Origin of the sequence: Acetobacterium fimetarium (assembly GCF_014284475.1) — a bacterium.
GTDB lineage: Bacteria > Bacillota > Clostridia > Eubacteriales > Eubacteriaceae > Acetobacterium > Acetobacterium fimetarium.
In genome coordinates this window covers 197,340-215,000 of sequence record NZ_WJBC01000001.1, presented here as the reverse complement: position 1 = coordinate 215,000, position 17,661 = coordinate 197,340, and the positions used below count along the sequence as shown (strand labels likewise).

19 protein-coding genes are annotated in these 17,661 nt (G+C 50.8%); 14 read left to right on the top strand and 5 right to left on the bottom strand.

Annotated elements, in window-relative coordinates; translation table 11 throughout:
- The first annotated feature begins 422 nt into the window (after positions 1 to 422).
- Positions 423 to 1,955 carry an ABC-F family ATP-binding cassette domain-containing protein gene (locus tag GH808_RS00910; RefSeq protein WP_186840921.1) on the top strand — a complete coding sequence of 511 codons (1,533 nt, stop codon included), beginning with the start codon at positions 423 to 425 and terminating at the stop codon, positions 1,953 to 1,955.
- Between the two features lie 140 nt (positions 1,956 to 2,095).
- On the opposite strand, the gene asrC is transcribed toward GH808_RS00910, so the two are convergent.
- The 3 genes from asrC to asrA are packed head-to-tail and all read right to left on the bottom strand — an operon-like array spanning position 2,096 to position 4,875.
- Positions 2,096 to 3,064 carry a sulfite reductase subunit C gene (gene asrC / locus GH808_RS00905; RefSeq protein ID WP_186840920.1) on the bottom strand — a complete coding sequence of 323 codons (969 nt, stop codon included), beginning with the start codon at positions 3,062 to 3,064 and terminating at the stop codon, positions 2,096 to 2,098.
- A 10-nt stretch (positions 3,065 to 3,074) separates the two neighbouring features.
- The gene (gene asrB / locus GH808_RS00900; protein ID WP_186841003.1) at positions 3,075 to 3,866 is read right to left on the bottom strand and encodes an anaerobic sulfite reductase subunit AsrB; all 792 of its coding nucleotides are present in this window, start codon (positions 3,864 to 3,866) and stop codon (positions 3,075 to 3,077) included.
- A gap of 7 nt (positions 3,867 to 3,873) precedes the next feature.
- On the bottom strand, positions 3,874 to 4,875 hold the full coding sequence (asrA, locus tag GH808_RS00895) for an anaerobic sulfite reductase subunit AsrA (protein ID WP_186840919.1): 1,002 nt from the start codon (positions 4,873 to 4,875) through the stop codon (positions 3,874 to 3,876).
- Between the two features lie 476 nt (positions 4,876 to 5,351).
- Between asrA and GH808_RS00890 the strand changes: the two genes are divergently transcribed.
- From GH808_RS00890 to GH808_RS15590, 11 genes are all read left to right on the top strand, one after another.
- Entirely contained in the window at positions 5,352 to 5,540 is a 189-nt protein-coding gene (locus tag GH808_RS00890; protein ID WP_186840918.1) for a ferredoxin, read from the top strand.
- A gap of 257 nt (positions 5,541 to 5,797) precedes the next feature.
- Positions 5,798 to 6,805 carry a bifunctional glutamate--cysteine ligase GshA/glutathione synthetase GshB gene (gene gshAB, locus GH808_RS00885; RefSeq protein ID WP_186840917.1) on the top strand — a complete coding sequence of 336 codons (1,008 nt, stop codon included), beginning with the start codon at positions 5,798 to 5,800 and terminating at the stop codon, positions 6,803 to 6,805.
- Positions 6,802 to 8,187 (top strand): uroporphyrinogen decarboxylase/cobalamine-independent methonine synthase family protein, encoded by a 1,386-nt coding sequence (locus GH808_RS00880; protein ID WP_186840916.1) that lies wholly within the window; start codon positions 6,802 to 6,804, stop codon positions 8,185 to 8,187. The genes gshAB and GH808_RS00880 overlap by 4 nt, the downstream gene beginning before the upstream one ends.
- Positions 8,188 to 8,253: 66 nt before the next feature.
- The gene (locus GH808_RS00875; protein ID WP_186840915.1) at positions 8,254 to 8,721 is read left to right on the top strand and encodes a flavodoxin family protein; all 468 of its coding nucleotides are present in this window, start codon (positions 8,254 to 8,256) and stop codon (positions 8,719 to 8,721) included.
- Positions 8,722 to 8,900: 179 nt separating this feature from the next.
- Entirely contained in the window at positions 8,901 to 9,239 is a 339-nt protein-coding gene (locus tag GH808_RS00870) for an NAD(P)-binding protein (protein WP_186840914.1), read from the top strand.
- 50 nt (positions 9,240 to 9,289) lie between these two features.
- Positions 9,290 to 9,508, top strand: coding sequence for a hypothetical protein (locus tag GH808_RS00865; protein ID WP_186840913.1), 219 nt, complete (start codon positions 9,290 to 9,292; stop codon positions 9,506 to 9,508).
- The gene (locus tag GH808_RS00860) at positions 9,492 to 9,767 is read left to right on the top strand and encodes a glycosyl-4,4'-diaponeurosporenoate acyltransferase CrtO family protein (RefSeq protein ID WP_186840912.1); all 276 of its coding nucleotides are present in this window, start codon (positions 9,492 to 9,494) and stop codon (positions 9,765 to 9,767) included. Before GH808_RS00865 ends, GH808_RS00860 begins: the two co-directional genes overlap by 17 nt.
- 2 nt (positions 9,768 to 9,769) lie before the next feature.
- Positions 9,770 to 10,024, top strand: coding sequence for a hypothetical protein (locus GH808_RS00855; protein ID WP_186840911.1), 255 nt, complete (start codon positions 9,770 to 9,772; stop codon positions 10,022 to 10,024).
- A 2-nt stretch (positions 10,025 to 10,026) separates the two neighbouring features.
- On the top strand, positions 10,027 to 11,181 hold the full coding sequence (locus tag GH808_RS15155) for a DUF924 family protein (protein ID WP_207722218.1): 1,155 nt from the start codon (positions 10,027 to 10,029) through the stop codon (positions 11,179 to 11,181).
- Positions 11,182 to 11,214: 33 nt separating this feature from the next.
- The gene (locus tag GH808_RS00845; RefSeq protein ID WP_186840910.1) at positions 11,215 to 12,225 is read left to right on the top strand and encodes a hypothetical protein; all 1,011 of its coding nucleotides are present in this window, start codon (positions 11,215 to 11,217) and stop codon (positions 12,223 to 12,225) included.
- Between the two features lie 191 nt (positions 12,226 to 12,416).
- The gene (locus tag GH808_RS15590; protein ID WP_186840909.1) at positions 12,417 to 13,838 is read left to right on the top strand and encodes an ATP-binding protein; all 1,422 of its coding nucleotides are present in this window, start codon (positions 12,417 to 12,419) and stop codon (positions 13,836 to 13,838) included.
- A gap of 77 nt (positions 13,839 to 13,915) precedes the next feature.
- Here the strand turns inward: GH808_RS15590 and GH808_RS00835 are convergent, their stop codons facing one another.
- Positions 13,916 to 14,164, bottom strand: coding sequence for a hypothetical protein (locus GH808_RS00835; RefSeq protein WP_186840908.1), 249 nt, complete (start codon positions 14,162 to 14,164; stop codon positions 13,916 to 13,918).
- 263 nt (positions 14,165 to 14,427) lie between these two features.
- On the opposite strand from GH808_RS00835, the gene GH808_RS00830 reads away from it, so the two are divergent.
- Together GH808_RS00830 and GH808_RS00825 are read left to right on the top strand one after the other, a co-directional pair.
- On the top strand, positions 14,428 to 15,489 hold the full coding sequence (locus tag GH808_RS00830) for a hypothetical protein (protein WP_186840907.1): 1,062 nt from the start codon (positions 14,428 to 14,430) through the stop codon (positions 15,487 to 15,489).
- 263 nt (positions 15,490 to 15,752) lie between these two features.
- A complete protein-coding gene (locus GH808_RS00825) occupies positions 15,753 to 16,931 on the top strand; it encodes an MFS transporter (RefSeq protein ID WP_186840906.1) in 1,179 nt (392 codons plus the stop codon).
- A gap of 28 nt (positions 16,932 to 16,959) precedes the next feature.
- On the opposite strand, the gene GH808_RS00820 is transcribed toward GH808_RS00825, so the two are convergent.
- Entirely contained in the window at positions 16,960 to 17,619 is a 660-nt protein-coding gene (locus GH808_RS00820) for a TetR/AcrR family transcriptional regulator (protein ID WP_186840905.1), read from the bottom strand.
- Positions 17,620 to 17,661 lie beyond the last annotated feature (42 nt).

The window sequence follows — 17,661 nt, the reverse complement described above, 5'->3', positions numbered from 1 at the left end:
TAATGAGAGTGTCGATGAGACATTGCAGCGAGCCTAATGATAAACACAAACTTTAATGCTCATCGGTCCAGACGAATTTTAGTGTAGCTTAGCTATGCTTGTTTTAGTACGCCTGAACCGAGTCGTGATAGAAGACTGTTTAGTGGCCATAACGCAATGTTGTTATGGCCTTTTATAATGACAGAGAGTCAGTATAAACGGCTCTCTGTTTTTTATTTTGCAAAAAAAAACGCATAGAAATGACGTTTGTGAGCTTCGCCGCCGGTTTCGCGCGAACCAATTGTTACACTGTACGGCGGACAGTCAAAGGACTGTTCGCCTACACGTTACCCAATTGGTTGCACAAACCGACATCAAAGCAACGATTGTTCTACTATTAGCGAATCGCAAGGTTCGAAAAATACAAACTACAGGAGAAAAAAATGGGATTACTGGATGTAATAAATTTAACACATGGATTTGGTGAGAAAACACTGTATCAGAATGCTTCGTTTGAGCTGTTCAAAGGGGAGCATATGGGCATTGTGGGACGAAACGGGACGGGGAAGACGACGCTGCTGAACACGTTGACGGGCGAGATCATTCCCGATGCCGGGGAGATCAGGTGGCAGAAAGGCATCAAGATCGGGTATCTGGATCAGCATGCCAAAATCGACCGGGAAGTGAATGTGTTTGACTATCTGAAAACCGCCTTTTCCGAACTCTACCAGACGGAAGCCCGGCTGACTGAGATCTACGAGAAGATGGCGACGGACTGCAGCGAAAAAGTGCTCAAACGAGCCGCGGATCTTCAGAGCTTACTGGAGAATTCCGGCTTTTACGAACTGGAAAGCCGGATTCTGAAGATTGCCGACGGCCTGGGGATCACCGCCCTGGGAATGGACAGCATGCTTGAAAACCTCAGCGGGGGCCAGCGGGCCAAGGTAATTCTGGCCAAACTGCTGCTCGAGGAACCCGACGTGCTGCTGCTGGATGAGCCGACCAACTTTCTGGACCGGGAGCATGTGTCGTGGCTGACCGATTATCTTAAAACCTATGAAGGGGCCTATATGGTTATTTCCCATGACTTCAGTTTTCTGGACAAGGTGACAACCTGTATCTGCGATATTGAATTCACGACCATCAAAAAGTACAACGGCAACATGACCAAGTTCATCGAATTGAAGGGATTGAGACGGGAAAGCTATATCCGGGAATTTGAAGCCCAGAAGAAAGAGATCAAAAAATACGAGGACTATATCGCCAAAAACAAGGTTCGGGCATCCACCGCAGCGATGGCCAAAAGCAGGCAGAAACAACTGGATAAGATCGACCGGCTGGCATCGCCGGAGGTGATCCCGAAACCGAATTTCCGCTTCACCGCCGAGCATACTTCAACCCAGCGGTCCTTATCGGTTAAGGATCTGGAAATCGGCTATGATTATCCGCTGTTAGCCAAGCTTAATTTCAAAGTCGAGTCCGGCCAGAAAATTGTCATCACGGGATTCAACGGCATCGGAAAATCCACCCTGCTTAAAACGCTGATCAAAAAAATTCCGGCACTTTCCGGAAAATTCAAATTTGCACAGACCATCAAGATCGCCTATTTTGAGCAGGATCTCAATTGGGATGACCCCAGCCTGACACCCATCCAGATCGTGGCTGATGCCTATCCCCGGCTGACCCAGAGCCAGCTCCGGCGCTATCTGGCCCAATGCGGTCTGAAGGCCAAAAGCATGCTCCAGCCGGTATCCAGTCTCAGCGGCGGGGAACAGGCCAAAGTCAAGATCTGCCTGCTGATGCTGATCAAAGCCAATTTTCTGATTCTGGATGAACCCACCAACCACCTCGATGTGGATGCCAAGGAGGTGCTGAAAGAGGAGCTGATCCGATGGACCGGCGGTCTGATCCTGGTATCCCATGAAGCCGGATTCTACCAGGACTGGGCCGATGCGATCATTGCCATCGAGGGCTGATCAGCATAACCGATAGCGGCACAGAGAAAAGCGGCGTCAGCCGGATTGCATGGGTACGCAATTCGACTGACGCCGCCGTTATTTATTGAGCAGGTTTGGTGATGGTCAGTTTTTTGGTTTCTCGTTTAGTGAGCAACCAATCAATCGTAGTGGATGCCGCCCCAGTAAACCGGGCTTTTGACGATGGTGCGTTGATCCAGTTTTACACCCTCCAGAGCCCATTTTTTGTATTCCTCAAAACCGGTTCGGTCGATGATGTAGCCGATGTGTTCCTTGCCGCCGGGAGCCGTCCGGTCAATATAGTTCTCGACAAATTTGTAGGTATTCGTGACGATCTGGACGATGGCATCGGCATTGGCCCAGACCAGGAAGTCTTCGGCCAGACGGGGGTTCCGTTTGCCGGTGCGGCCCATGATCACCAGCCGGTAGTAGGTTTCCGGACTTCTGGTCCACGCCCGGGTGGGGCAGTTGATCACGCATTCCCCACAGCCCACGCATTTTTCAGTGTTGCGCACAATCCGAAAGTTTTCCACCGAGAGGGCATCAACCGATTTCTTTTTGCAGGCCTTGACGCAGGCCTGGCAGTTGACGCAGCGGTCCTTGTCATACTGCGGCTCAGTCATGCCGATGATGCCGAAATCATGCATCCGGGTTTTGATGCAGTCGTTGGCACAGCCGGTGAAGGCCACCTTGAAGTGGAGATCGTTGGGGAAGATCTCTTTCTCCATCCGTTTGGCAAAAGCAGTGGTGTTGTAGGTGGCAAACGGACAGACATTGCTGCCGATACAGGCCGAGACATTCCGGGTGCCGGCAGCGGTATAGCCTTTACCGGGAATCTCCTGATTGATCTCCAGTTTGTCGATGATGGGCTGGAGCAGGGTATTGACCGCGTCCATGTCCTCATATTTAATACCGGGGATTTCAAAGCCCTGACGGGTGGTCAGATGCAGCTTGCCGTTGCCGTAGGTTTCGGCAATGTGCTGGATCAGGGGCAGCAGATCGGCGGTTAACAGTCCGCCGGGGACGCGGATTCGCGATGCTGTTTCGCCGCGGACCTTAGTGACGCGATAGGCATTTTTCTTGATTTTCTTGGTATTCAGATCTAACATGATTCTCCTCCTAATCCTTCAAAAATTTTCCCTTGGTGTAATTGAAAACCGGACCGTCCAGACAGATGTAGGTGTCGTCGATTTTGCAGTGGCCGCATTTTCCGATGCCGCAGCACATTTTGCGTTCCTGGGAGATCCACAGGTTTTCTTCCCGGAAGCCCGCCTTGAGCAGCTCGGCGATGGTGCATTTCATCATCATCGGCGGTCCCACCACAATACCAACCGCATCGCTGACGTTTTTGATCGGGATGTTGGGGATATATTCGGTGACCATGCCGCGTTTGCCGCAGTAGCCGTCGTCCGCCGTATCCACCGTCATGATTACATTGAGGTTTTTCTGCCACGTTGTAAAATCGTCTTTAAAGAGCACATCTGCCGGCGATTTGAAGCCGACCAGCAGGGTAAAGCCGTTGGCGTCAGCGGGATTTTGGGAAAAATAATCGACAATGCCTTTGACTGGCGAAAGACCGGTGCCACCGGCCACCAGCAGGATTTCCCGGCCTTTGTAGTTGTCGATGTCAAAGCCGTTGCCGTAGGGACCCCGGAGAAAAAGATGATCGCCGACGTAGTTTTCAAAGATTTCATCGGTGACCTTGCCGACCTTGCGGATGGTCAGATCCACCGTGTCGTCGCCGATGCCGCTGACGGAAATCGGCGCTTCACCAAATTTTGGCAGCGACACTTCGAAAAACTGGCCCGGTTTCACATCACCCTGATAGGTCATCCGGAAGGTGTACTCGATGTCGGTATGTTTGATGACCGCGGTGATTTCAGAAAGAAAGGGAAGATAGGGATTGATGATCGTCATTTCAGTTGTCCTCCTTTACCAGGGCACTCAGCTTGTTGATGCAGTTTGAAAATGAAATGTATTCCGGGCAGACATCGTCGCAGCGGCCGCAGCCGATACACATGTGGGTGCCGAAGCGCCGCTTGTAGTCGTTGACCTTGTGCATGACCTTGAAGCGCATCCGCTGGCCCTTGTCGTTGCGGAAGGCATGGCCGCCGGCCATATCGGTGTAGCCGTCGACATGACAGGAGGCCCAGACCCGGCGCCGCTCGCCGGCCTTGCCGTTGTCGGTGTAGAAAAGATCCTGCATCGTGAAGCAGGTGCAGGTGGGACAGACGAAGTTGCAGCGCCCGCAGGCGATGCAGCGGTTGCCATAATCCTCCCAGAAGGGCGCGTCAAAGAGCGCCTGGGGAACCGCTTCGGGAAGCTCCACCACCGTATCATTTTCAGTGACAAAATCCGGCACCACGTCTTTGGCGGTTGCGCCGGCAAGGGCATCGTCGAGCGCCTCCCAGCGGCTGTTAAGCAGCACCGTCTCACCGTCCACTTTCAGATAAGCGTCGTAGTCGTCGGTCTGGTTGCTGCCCATTGAGACGCAGAAACAGTTTTCAAAGGATTGGGTGCAGCCCATCAGAATAAATTTGGTGTTGTCCCGCAGCCGTTTGTAGTAGCTGTCGACGGCGCCGTTTTCCAGATAGATGGTGTCCAGACGTTTGAGCGCATGCAGGTCGCAGCTGCGCAGAAAGACGATCGCGCCTTTGGCTCGGGCATCAGCTTCCTTCATTTCATTTTCCGTAAAATAGAAAAGTGTTTCCGAGATCGGCAGCAGCACCTCCTTAAACGAATAATTGGATTTTTCGGCAAATTCAATTTCCGCAAGATCGCTGATTTCGCCATAGCGGATGGTGTCGATGTGGGCGAACGTGCCGTCGCCGACAAAGCGTTTGGGGGCGTAGATGGTGTAGGTTTTTGAAAGATCTGCCAGAATGGCATTCATCTTTTTGAGGTCAATTTGATAACCCATAAACAAGTCCTCCTTAAAATTTTAAATGTGGTAAAAAGCAACCGACCAAAAGAAATTTGGCCGGTGGTGGCAACGCATCATCGTTAGATTACCCCAAATAAACCGGGATTAACATCTTTAAAACCGAATTCATTTAATGGCTTTCAATTTCTTTTAAGTTGATTGTTGAATTGAGTGTACTACGCTCCGCTGAAATAGTCTGTTGCATCTGCAACGCATTTCATAATAAATAAAATAATCCTGAGGCAGCAGTTTTTTCTGTTTTTGACAAAGTGGGATTAGGCTTTAAAAATGGGGGTATATCAATCAATACTCAGAGAACGATTATTGCTTTTCAAGTAGTTTCCACAACCAGTTTTGTAACGTGTAGGCGAACAGTCGATAGACTGTCCGCCGGACAGTGTAAAAATTGGTTCGTGCGAAACTGCCTGAAAAGCTAACGGACAGTAAGTGATTAAAATGAAAGGAGATTGAAAATGAAAGCAATTGTTGACAGAGACGAATGTATCGGATGCGGATTGTGCGAAGCAACGTGTCCGGAAGTTTTTGAAATGGATGTTGATAATATCGCAACCGTCATCGTGGAAGTGATTCCCGGGGAATACGAGGATGGGGCGATGGAGGCGCAGGACGAATGCCCGGTGACGGCAATCACTGTTTCGTAAGGCGTCAAAGAGAAAGCGGCCGACAGCCGGGGGATGATCAGTTGGCAGCTCCCGGCTGATGCGGTCGCAAGGGGTTTTAAGCAAACGGACAGGCCGAAGAACCGCGGGGTTTTTCGGCCTGTCCGTTTGCTTAACGGCGCCTGATTCGTGCTTGCGGGCGAGAACCAATTTTAAAACTGAAAATAGCACCTATCAATTTGCGCAGAGATATTCTATAATGATAATAAGCGAATTACATTTGGAAAGAGAGGCACAGAATGTTTAAAAATAAAGACAGCCGTTTGGAATTGTCAACCGCCATGCTGATTGATGCGGCCAGGCAGCGCGGCATTGAAGTTGAGATTCTCGATGCCGACGACAATTTTATCCGGCTCAAAAAAGACGACCATATCGAATACGTCAAACAGGCAACCCGGACTTCGGCAGATACCTATATTGCCCCGCTGATTATGGAAAACAAGGCGGTCACCAAGCTGATCCTGCGTGAAAACGACATCAGTGTACCGGCCGGAATAATGGTCAAGTCGGTCGACGAAGCCGTCGAGAAATTCGCGGCATTTCGCGGCCGGGATATCGTGATCAAGCCGAAATCTTCAAATTTTGGCATCGGCATTGTAATCCTGAAAAAGCTCCAGTCGGCGACGGATTATCGTGATGCCGTAGAGCAGGCTTTTCGTCACGATGTGTCAGTGCTGATTGAAACCTTTGTCCCCGGCCGTGAATTCCGGTTTCTGGTGATTGGCGACGCGGTGGCGGGCATTCTCCATCGGGTCCCGGCCAATGTGGTGGGCGATGGCGTTCATACCATCGAAGCGCTGGTGGCGATAAAGAACCAGGATCCGCTCAGAGGAAAAGGCTATGTGACGCCGCTGGAAAAGATCCGTCTGGAACAGACCGAAATTTCATTTCTTCAGGAACAGCATAAAACCATCCTGACGATTCCGCAAAAAGGCGAGACAGTTTATCTGCGCGAGAACTCCAACATCAGTACCGGCGGCGACAGCATTGATTTCACGGATGCAATCGGAGCAGATTACAAGGCCATTGCGGTGGCGGCCGCCAAAGCCGTCGGGGCCAGAATCTGCGGCGCCGATATGATCATCCAGGATATAAAAAAACCGGCGGACCGGGATAACTACGGCATCATTGAGCTGAATTTCAATCCCGCGCTGCATATTCACAACTATCCCTATCAGGGCGAAAACCGCCATGTCGATGACATGATTCTGAATCTGCTGGGGTACGGAAATGGGAGGGGAAAATGAGTGATGTTTTAGCCCTGCAGCAAAAACGCAAAAAAATGTACCATGATTTTTATGCGAATATAATTCCCGAGCGCATGCCGGTGGGGATTAACCTGCCGCAGCATCTGGTGGCAGAATACGGCGGCCAGAATTTGTTCGATTTTCAGTTTGATTATGCCCGGCTGGCTGAGCCGGCCCGGGCGCTCTGTGACAAAATCTATTCCGATTCGTGTCCGGTGGCGCCGACCAGTTTTCTGCTGTCCCGGACTCCGTCGATGTATCAGTTGTACGGATCGCAGTCCTTTGTGATGGGAAAGGGCGGATTTGTCCAGCATCCCGAGGTGGTGGGGATGAACGATGACGAGTATGATCAACTGACCGAAAAGACCTTTGATTTTCTCGTTGAAACCATTATTCCGCGACAGTACAAAAACCTCGATCCCCGGAATCCGATCAAAATGGCGACCACAATCCAGATGGGAAAACAGGCATTACAAAATGATGAAACGGCATTTCTGCCGACCTTTGATGAACTGAACCAGACCCATGGGTATTACCCCGGCTGTCCGCTGGGTTCGTTCAAGGTTACCGAAGCGCCGTTTGATTTCATTGCCGATCAGCTGCGCAGCTTTTCCGGCATCAGCATGGACATCCGCCGTCACCGGACCCAGCTCAAAGAAGCCACCGCGGCGGTGATGCCGCTGTTATATCATTGGGGGCTGCCCGGAAATATTCATCCGGAAGGATCGGTGTTCATGCCGCTGCATATGCCGACCTTCATGCGCGAAAAGGATTTTGTGGAAGTCTATCTGCCGTCCTATAAAACCATGCTGCAGCAGTACGCGGCGGTGGGCGCCCGTCCCAATATGTTCTGCGAACACGACTGGAGCCGCTATCTGGATATTCTGCTGTCGGAAATTCCGGCCGGCAGCCGGCTGGCTTTCGAATACGGCGATCCCCAGACGATCAAGGACAAACTGGGCAAGAAATTCCTGCTGACCGGTTTATTCCCCAGCAGTGCGCTGAAGTCGGACACCCCGGCCCAGATCGTTGACCGGGCCAAGCGGTTTCTGGATATCATGCTGCCGGGCGGCGGCTACATCTTCGGGTTCGACAAAAATCCGCTGACCCTGAAAGAAGTCAATCTGGAAACGCTGGCGGCACTGACCGGATACATCCGGGACCATGCGGCCTACGACAATCCGGGCGCATCCTTCGGCACGCCGCTCAACAGCGAAGGCTTTGTTTATGATGAGAATCTGGTGCCCCAACCGAAGTCCCAATATCTGTTTGACTGGGACAGCTTCAAAGCCAGTTATCCGCTGACCCCGGACTTTGCCCGCGCCAATTTTGAACGCTTCAGCAAGGAAACCTTTGCTTTTTATATGAATCTGCTGATTTAGCGGAATTCGATCATTGCAAAATATCCGGAGCTTTGTTTTCCGGCAAAAAACAGGAGGAGTTTTAAAATGAAGATTGGAATCGTTGTTTTTTCAAAAACGAACAATACATTTTCGGTGGCGGAAAGATTGCAGGATGCCCTTGTCAAGCAGGGCTTCGATGCCGTGATTGACCGGGTTATTCCGGTCAACGACAACCCCGGCCCGAAAGAGCCCATAACATTCCAGCATTTTCCGGATCTGTCGGCCTATGATGTGATCATCTTCGGCAGTCCGGTCTGGGCGTTTTCTTTGGCCGGGGTGATGAAAGCCTATCTGGCGGAGCTGCCGACGCTCAGCGGCAAAAAGGTGTTCTGCTTTGTGACAAAACAGCTGGCTTCGAAATTCACCGGCGGCAACAAAGCCATCCGCCAGATCAGAAGCGCGGTGGCCGCGAAAAATGCGACCGTGGACCAAGGCTTTATCATCAGCTGGAAGGACAAAAACCGGGAAGCGGCGATTGCCGACTGCATCGATCAGATCGCCACAGCCCTTTAAAATCAGGCCAACCGCAAACAAAGGTGTTTTGTGTCATGCAAAGCGTCTTTGTTTGGTTTAATTGTTCTTTTTATCATACTTGCGAAATAACCGCTGAGTTGATGTCTAATTGAAAAGATTCGGGGTAAGAATAGAGCATCGGAATAAATAACAAAAAGTGTGTAAAAGAGGGACAAGAAATGGAATATGATGCGATTATTATTGGCGGCGGATTATCCGGACTGACGGCCGGGAGTCTGCTGGCCAAAAGCGGGCTGACGGTTGCAGTGATTGAAAAAAGCTACAATCCCGGCGGCTCCTGCGGCGTTTTCAAACGCCATGGGGTGACCTTTGATATTGGCGCGGCGATGCTGTTCGGCTTCGGCGAGAAGGGCTTCAACGCCCATCGTTTTGTCTTTGATTGTCTGGCGGAACCGATTGAGGTGGTCAAGCACGAGCTGCTTTACTGCATGCATTTCAAGGGTCACCGCATTTCGTTCGGTGCCGATATCGATGACTTTGCCGAGGCGCTGGGTTGATCGACCGTCACTATCTGTCGCTGGATCGGGCCCGCTGGGCCGCCCGGCTGGTGCCCACCTATCCCAGCGTGGTACTCTATGCCCAGGTGGACCGCGCCGTCATACCAAAGGACACTCAGCCGGTGGAAATGCTGGTGGGCAACCCGGACCGTCTCGATGACGGCTCGACGGATCAAACGGCCCGAATCGCGACGGAATCTGGGGCCAGGCTGATGACGCCGGCCCAGAAACCTTCCGGCTGGGGGATCATTGGTGAAAGGCGGATTTGAAAAGAAAAAGCTGGTCAGTTTTTCAAAAGACAATCTGGACAAGTATCTGCGGGAATCCTGCCGGGCTGAAATGATCCACTGGCTGGCCATTTTGCCCTTCTGGGTGTTCGGCTTTTTTACCCCGCCCAGGGTTATTTCCGATATGCTGATTTACGCCCTGGCCATCAATCTGCCCTGCATCATTGCCCAGCGGTATAACCGGCCCCGGATTGTCCGGATTGTCCAGCGGCGGGGTGGAAAAAAAGAAAGGATGGTATAGAAATGAATGCGGTATTTGAAGAAGCTAAAATTGCCGGGATGACTCTAAACAATCTGTATGATTGGCATAGATGCCCGGCCGTTCCGGTGTTATTTCGGAAAAATCGCCAAATGAGCGGGCTACACAAAATAAGAATAAAGATAGCCATACAAAATCTGGCTGAAAGCTATCCGGCGATTTCATCTTTCAGAAGATGGCAGCCAGCCAGGGCGATTATGAAAAAGATGAATGATGTGAATCATCAGATTGGAGATTAGAAATGTATAAAATTGGAGAATTAACAGTCGCCGATTATCTGACAAAAATGTCAGTCTGTGACTTTCCGGGTCCGGCGGCAGGCAGTGCGGCGGCAACGGCGGTAGCCATGGCAGCGGCACTACTGGAAATGTCCTGTGACGGCAGTCTAAGAAAAAATGGGCCCAACCCGCTGCTAGCAGAATCCATTGCCATGGGAGCCGAGATTCGCACAGCCTCTTTGCTGCTGGCCGATGCCGACATGCAGGCTTACGGCCGCGTCATTATGGCAGCAAAAAATAAAGCCACCGACCGGGAAGCCTACGAAACAGCGATGAAAGATGCCATTGAACCGTTTTTTCAGATTCTCAGGCATTGCCACAGCCTGCTTGAACAGATCGAAAAAGTAATTAAGGGCAGTTTCTCAAGGGTGCTGGGGGATCTGGTTGGTGGCGCCTATCTTGCTGAGGCGGCCGCAGCCGCGGCCCAATCCGGCATTGCGGTCAATCTGATGCTGATTCGCGACGAAAACTATCAAATTCAATATCAGACCGAGGCCGTGGCCCTTTACCAGGCCTGTGCCGGTCTGAAGGCAGAAATTCTGTCGCAGGTTTTCAGCTCTACCTCAAAGGCCATCCATCCGGATGGCAAACGCGTGCTGGATTTCTGGTTTGCCCCCCAAAACAAGCCATTCTGGTTTCAGAAGAATGAAGCCTTTGATTTAAAAATCAGGGAGAATTTCTATGATCTCTGGCTTGACGGTTGCAACGGCCTCTTTTCAGACTGGCGGGACAGCATTGAAGGACGGCTGGCGGAGATCATCCTGTTGGATCAGTTTTCAAGAAACTTAAACCGTGATGATCCTAAAGCGTTTGCCCAGGATGGGTTGGCCCTGATACTGGCCCAGGAAGCGATCCGACAGCCGGATTTCTTCCGCTTGTCTCAGGAGCAAAAGCAGTTTGTGCTGATGCCCTTCATGCATTCGGAGTCGGCGCGGATTCATCAAGCGGCCCGGCCGCTTTTTGAAAAGTTCGCTGATCCGGAGACGCTGGCATACGAAATCAGGCACCAGCAGATCATTGATCAATTTGGCCACTATCCCCATCGCAATGGGGTGATGAAACGCGTGTCCACCCCGGCTGAAAGCGAATTTATGAAACAGCCGGGCAGCAGTTTTTAAAGTGAATGCAGAGAGATTAGGGGGCGCTTCGTTATGGAGACTATAAAATGGCTATTAGCGGCAGATCCTTATGTGGCCTATACCACCCGTAAAAATCTGCTGAATCGACCGGATCAGGACTTGTCGGATTTAAAAAAAATGGTTTTAAATGATGACCGGATAAAAAAACAGTTGGGCATTGTGGCCAATTTTTCCGGCACGTTGGTGAGTAACCACAAAAACCCGGATCTGCCCATCCACATTCTGATGTTTTTGATGGACATTGGCTTAAATCGGGAGGTACCGGAAATTGATCAGGCGATCCAGCAGATTCTTGGGTCAGTTGATGAAAATGGTGTTTATCGCAGCGTCATCAAGGTGCCCAAAAGTTACGGCGGGACCGGTGAAGAAACCCTGGGCTGGTTTTTTTGCGATGCGCCGCTGCTGCTCCTGGCGTTGCTGCGTGCCGGGGTTTCTTATGAAGATCATGTCAAACAGGGGGTGGATTTTCTAGTTGGACTCCAGCGGGAGAACGGTTTCCCCTGTGCGGTTTCAAAAGAACTGGGACAATGGCGGGGCCCGGGAAAGAAAGCCGATCCGTGTCCCTATGCCAATCTGACCATGCTTAGACTTTTGGCAATGATTCCGGAATACGCCAGTTCCAGTGTCGCTTGGATTGCCATAGATGCCCTCCTGGCGCAATGGGAAAACAGCCTGAATGCTCATCCCTATCTGTTTTATATGGGCACGGATTTCCGAAAACTGAAAGCACCGGCGATCTGGTTCGATCTGGTTGCGGTGTGCGACTGTCTGAGCCAATACCCCCAGGCGCGCAGTGACCGGCGGTTTGCACAAATGCTGGCGCTGCTGGAAACAAAGGCCAACGATCAAAACCAGTTTACACCAGAGTCCATCTACCTTAAAACCAAGCACTGGGATTACGGCCAGAAAAAACAGCCATCGCCTTGGCTGACCTATCTGTGCCTGCAGATTCTGAAACGTTGTGGGCGGTTTGGTGAAACGCTTGACGAAGCCAATGATAGCGTGATTTTTATTTCTGGATAAAATTGCGCAGCGGATCTGGTAGGCATCGATGACCACGTATGAGCCATCGGCCCACTGATCCAGAGCGATTTCGATCACCATATTTTAAAAACTTTACTGTCCATTGACAACCATGCGAAAGCTGATATACTAACTGTATAAATACTAATTGAACAAATAGTAAGTATACAATTAGCAAAGGAGGCAAGAACGTGTTTGTCGGTAGAAAACGAGAACTAAAAAAGCTTGAAGAAATGTATCAGAGCGGCCAATTTGAATGTGCCGTGTTTTATGGCCGGCGTCGGGTGGGAAAGACAACCTTGATTGATCATTTCTGCCAGGGAAAAAAAACCATCTATTTCACCGCCACCGAAGGAACAGCTAAAGATAACCTGGCTGCCATGTCCCGTGCCATCCTGAGTGTGACATCGCCAGGCTTGCCGCTGCCGGCCTTTGAATCTTTCGCCGACCTTTTAAATTACCTTGACAGTGCGTGCGAAAAGGAACGGATGATTCTGGTCATCGATGAGTATCCCTATCTCGCTGAAAGTTATCCAGCGATCTCATCGATGCTCCAGGCGCATATTGATCACATCTGGAAAAACAGCCCCTTGTTTCTGATTCTCTGCGGGTCATCGATGAGTTTTATGGAGCATCAGGTATTGGGTTACAAAAGCCCCCTCTATGGAAGAAGAACGGCCCAGTTCAAGATTCACCCGTTCACATATTTTGAGTCCCGCGAGATGCTGGGCGGGTTTGATCGTGAGGATCAGGCGGTGCTTTACGGTGTGACCGGCGGGTTCCCGGAATACCTGTCCCGGATCGATGCTAAAAAGAAACTGGAAGATAATCTGATCGATTTATTTTTCGAGGAAAGCGGCCGTCTGTTCGAGGAACCGGTCAATCTGCTGAAACAGGAACTCCGGGAACCGGCCTCGTATCATTCGGTCATCTCGGCCATTGCCGGAGGCGCCAGCCGTCTGAACGAAATCGCCACGAAAACAGGACTGGAAACCAGTGGCTGCAGCAGTCTGCTGTCCTCACTGATTGAACTGGGGATTGTCCGGAAGGAAATCCCGGTGACGGAAGTCCGCAGTAAAAAGACCCTTTATCGCCTCGAAGACAGCATGTTTACCTTCTGGTACCGGTTTGTCAGACCCAATATCAGCGGCATCAGCCGGGGCATCGGGGCCGTCATTTTTGAAAATCAGGTTCAGGCACAGCTCAATCATTTTATGGGAAATGTCTTTGAAGCAATCTGTAAGCAATATCTGTACTTGCCGGAGATTTATGAAAAGGCCCCCTTTGCCTATGGTGAGGTAGGACGCTGGTGGGGCAATAATCCCCGGGAAAAACGGCAGGAAGAAATCGATCTGATGGCCTTCCATGAAGATCAGGCATTATTCTGTGAATGCAAATGGCAGAATGAACCGGTGAAGATGAATGTGGTGACAACTCTGAAACGGCGGGGGGAACTCTTTCACTTTTCGCAAAAGCACTTTATTGTCTTTTCCAAAAGCGGCTTTGCTGAAAATGTAGAAAAGGAATGCCGGGATGAGGGGATTGAACTGATCGATTTTCAGAAGATGACAGCCAGCCAGGGCGTTTCGGAGCTTCCCGGTTTTCAGAAATAAGCAGAAATAAAAAGACACGCTGTCAATGGAAGATACAACCATTGACAGCGTGCTTTTTAGTTGCGCGGTAAAATTGTTCAGCGGATCTGAGTGGCGTCGATGACCACGTAGCTGCCATCGGCCCACTGATCCAGCGCGATTTCGATCACCGGCGATTTGTCGGTATCGATAAAGGCCTGGACGATTTGGTCATCCAGCTGCGATTCGATGGCGACTTCGGCGACCCCGTTATAGGAAAATCCCTCGAATGCTTTGATGATGTCCCGCCAGATATCCCGGGAACCATCAATTTTTTTCAGGTTTTTGATGACTTGATCAATATTCATTTTCTCTTACCTCCCCAAGATGATGTTGCTTGCTAGGTTAATACCCTTTAGGTCACAGTTTAAAAATAATAAAATATAAAATTTTGATCATCATCAGAAATCACGGGAAACCGTTCATGGATGCTTAAAAAGACGGCATTGAGTCAATGGAGGTTCTTGCAGCGGTTGGTTTTGTGACAAAAATGGATCCAGCAATGCATGGGAGTTGAATATTGTCTCATTAATGCTATAATACTAAGTAAAAAGTGGGTGCAGGGGGAATCATGAAAACAATCAACGGTTATTTAATGAGTCGGGATCAAAAAATTGCGCAGATAAAAAATGATCAACTGATGCCCATTGAACCGAACCTGCTGCCGCTGTATCTGCAGCGCAACGGGAGCCTGGTTGAATGGCTGGAAAGCCGCGCCATTGACCGGCACCGAACCAACTCCAGACTTTTAAAGCGGGTGCTGCGGCTGACAACGGCGGATGATGCCGAAGTGGCGATGCGGGTGAACGGTTCAACCATCACCGATACATTCTGGATCTGTCTTGATGAAGAACCGGATTTGACCTATGAACAGGTACGGTTTCATCAGAATGTCTTTGACAATCTGGCCCTGCTGGGGGATCCGGACAGCTTCAACCGAGTGAACCGGCCGGAACTGCAGAACAGCCGCACCCCGGAATTGACCAACATCGGTTCGTTTGAAAAATGCTGGCGACGGGAAGCAGGACAATGGTGGCTCTATAAGCTGGGGAATGAGCTGGAAATTTTCTCCGAGCTGTTCATTCATGAACTGGGCCGGCTGTTGGATTTTGATATGGCCTACTGTACCGGCTGGGAAAAAGGCGTCAAAAGCCGGGATTTCACTGAAGGCGCCCGATTCAATTACGAACCGGCCAGAAGTCTGGTGGGCGATGAAGTGGATTACATCTTCAACTATCGTCGGATCAGGGAACTGGCGGCAGCCATGGGCAAAGACTACCTGGACATCCTTTTTCTCGATACGGTGTGCTTCAATATGGATCGGCATACTGAAAATTACGGTTTTTTGAGAGATCCCCAAACCGGTGTATTTCTTAGAATGGCGCCCAATTTTGACAACAACATTGCCCTGATCAGCAAAGGCTATCCCTCGGATATCGATCGAAAAAACGATCTGTTCATTCATGATTTTCTTGAGCTGCTTGATGCGATCGATGAAAATTATGCCATCCCGGAGTTGAATCAGCAGATGATCCTTCAGGCCATCGCGAAGGTCCCGATCAAAGTCGACGCCGCTTATGTGGCCGATTTTATTTTGAACGGCTATGAGCAGGTGCGGGATCATTTTAAATAAGCAACAAAATACCCACCGGTGGCAGTTGCCAGAAAAGAAGAAAGCGCAGTAACTGACTTTATCCGTTAAACATCAAAACCCGTGACCGGCATTTTGCGCTCGGTCACGGGTTTTTTACAGCGTTGCGATAAATTTAAATGTGTTGAATATTTGATTGACAGAAAAAATAGCGCATACTATAATATTGATAACTTAACCGGTAAAATTTGTGGCGCTTCATGAATTGTTCCGGTGAAAAACGCTATCATTGTTAGGAGAAAATTTTGGATAAGAGAAAGATAAAAATTGCGATTCTGTCGATGTCATCGCTGCTGATGATATCGATGACCGCTTCCGCGGTTCTGGCCGATATTCAACGCTATTTTGTCGGGGTGGACCCGTCGCTGATTTCGATGGTGCTGACCATTCCGTCGTTGATGGGGCTGGTGTTTGCCTTTGCGTCCGGCCCGCTGTCGCTGCGACTGCCCAAGAAAAGTCTGGTGATCTTTGGCCTGGTCTGCGGCTTGACCGGCGGGATGGTGGCGCTGCTGTTCGGCTCGCTCAGCATTTATGTGCTGCTGGGCTGCAGTCTGCTGCTGGGGGTGGCTCAGGGGATAAATTCGACGATGTCGATGGCCCTGATTGCGGATTATTTTGTGGCCGAGGAAAGCGGCGCCCTGATGGGGCTGCAGTCGGCCTTCGTCAACGGCGGCAGCATGGTGCTGCTGTTCAGCTCGGGGATGCTGGCCGGGGTTTCCTGGCAGCTGTCCTATCTGGTCTATCTGATTTTTATTCCGGTGATCGTGATCGTCATGAAAAATCTGCCCAATGATCATCCCCAGACTGCGGACCAGGAAAGGCCCGCTGAAAAAAGCGCCAAGCTCAATGCCCGGGTTTATTTTACCGCTCTGATTATGTTTCTGTTTGGCGTCTTCCTGTTTGTTTTTCAGACCAATGTCGCCATGTATGTGGCCGCCAAAGGATTTGGCGATGCGTCAACCAGTGGGCTGATCAACACGTCGATGTCGGCCGCCGGGATGCTCACCGGGGTGCTGTTCGGACGGATGCAGCGGGTGCTCAAGCAGCTGATCATCCCGGTATCCCTGGTGGTCGGCAGTCTGGGGATGCTTTCGATCTTTGTGATCGGCAATCTGCCCGCGCTTTTTATCGGCGCGATGTGCTGCGGCTTCTGCCTGGCGACTATCAATCCGGCGGGAACCTTTGTGGCGGCCAATGCCGTCCATGCCTCGATCAGTTCACTGGCGATTGCCGTCGTCACGGCATCTTGCAGTGTGGGGATTTTTGTCTCGCCGCTGCTGTCCAATGCGGTCGCCAATGCCGCCGGTGGCAATCTGGCGGTCAAGTTTCTGCTGGCGACGCTGGGACTGTTCGGGACGGCCGTCCTGGCCGTTATTGGCAACGCCGTTCTGGACAAAAAAGGAATCGGCGACCAGAAATCCTGATCAGTCGGCGGCGTTGAGCGTGAATCGGCTAATCGATCTGGAAATAGGGTTTAAAGGTAAAGGGGACCTGCTCAAGAATCTGCCGGCTCTCATCGAGGATGGCATCGATGCGGTTCGGGTCGATGTGCATCAGGACAAAATTGAGGCGGGTGATATAATCCAGACAGTCTTCCTTCGAACAGTTGAAATCGCCCCGGTCGTAGGCCCAGAGAATCGAGAAGCCGGACGCCCGGGCGGCGCCCGCCAGCATCGAAATTTCATCCTTATCGCGGCGAATCTTCAGATGATAGCGGCGGTCGTGCATCTGATAGAGCCGGATGCCGTCCTGACCGAACAGATCCTCATACTTGTCGTCGGCCAGTTCCTTGATAAAACGCATCGCGTTGGCATCGTCAAGAAAGAGCTGATTGTACAGGCGGATTTCCACGGCGGTGCTGACCTGAAGATCGGTTTTCCGGCCTTTGAAATAGTCGGTATAGAGTTTCAGGGCGACTCTGTTTTTCAGATCAAAGAGGAAGGCGTCGCTGACGGTCCGGGCCAGCTTTGATTTGGACTTGTAGTGGTAGGAGATCAGGGGTTTGGTGATGTCACAGACTGCGGCAATCTGATCCAGATAAGTTTTTTTGTAGCCCTGTTCGTAGAACAGTTTGGTTGCTGTCTCAAGGATGTTTTCTTTCTGATTTTTCATGGGTATCTCTTTCGTAGTGAAGTTTCTGATCGTTTGTGGCCG

Bases quoted from the DNA above. Each gene is read 5' to 3' on its own strand.
- GH808_RS00830 (WP_186840907.1), top strand. From the start codon at position 14,428: ATGAAAACAATCAACGGTTATTTAATGAGTCGGGATCAAAAAATTGCG.
- GH808_RS00890 (WP_186840918.1), top strand. From the start codon at position 5,352: ATGAAAGCAATTGTTGACAGAGACGAATGTATCGGATGCGGATTGTGC.
- GH808_RS00870 (WP_186840914.1), top strand. From the start codon at position 8,901: ATGGAATATGATGCGATTATTATTGGCGGCGGATTATCCGGACTGACG.
- GH808_RS00835 (WP_186840908.1), bottom strand. From the start codon at position 14,164: ATGAATATTGATCAAGTCATCAAAAACCTGAAAAAAATTGATGGTTCC.
- GH808_RS15155 (WP_207722218.1), top strand. From the start codon at position 10,027: ATGTATAAAATTGGAGAATTAACAGTCGCCGATTATCTGACAAAAATG.
- asrA (WP_186840919.1), bottom strand. From the start codon at position 4,875: ATGGGTTATCAAATTGACCTCAAAAAGATGAATGCCATTCTGGCAGAT.
- GH808_RS00910 (WP_186840921.1), top strand. From the start codon at position 423: ATGGGATTACTGGATGTAATAAATTTAACACATGGATTTGGTGAGAAA.
- GH808_RS00855 (WP_186840911.1), top strand. From the start codon at position 9,770: ATGAATGCGGTATTTGAAGAAGCTAAAATTGCCGGGATGACTCTAAAC.
- GH808_RS00820 (WP_186840905.1), bottom strand. From the start codon at position 17,619: ATGAAAAATCAGAAAGAAAACATCCTTGAGACAGCAACCAAACTGTTC.
- GH808_RS00875 (WP_186840915.1), top strand. From the start codon at position 8,254: ATGAAGATTGGAATCGTTGTTTTTTCAAAAACGAACAATACATTTTCG.
- GH808_RS00880 (WP_186840916.1), top strand. From the start codon at position 6,802: ATGAGTGATGTTTTAGCCCTGCAGCAAAAACGCAAAAAAATGTACCAT.
- gshAB (WP_186840917.1), top strand. From the start codon at position 5,798: ATGTTTAAAAATAAAGACAGCCGTTTGGAATTGTCAACCGCCATGCTG.
- GH808_RS00845 (WP_186840910.1), top strand. From the start codon at position 11,215: ATGGAGACTATAAAATGGCTATTAGCGGCAGATCCTTATGTGGCCTAT.
- asrC (WP_186840920.1), bottom strand. From the start codon at position 3,064: ATGTTAGATCTGAATACCAAGAAAATCAAGAAAAATGCCTATCGCGTC.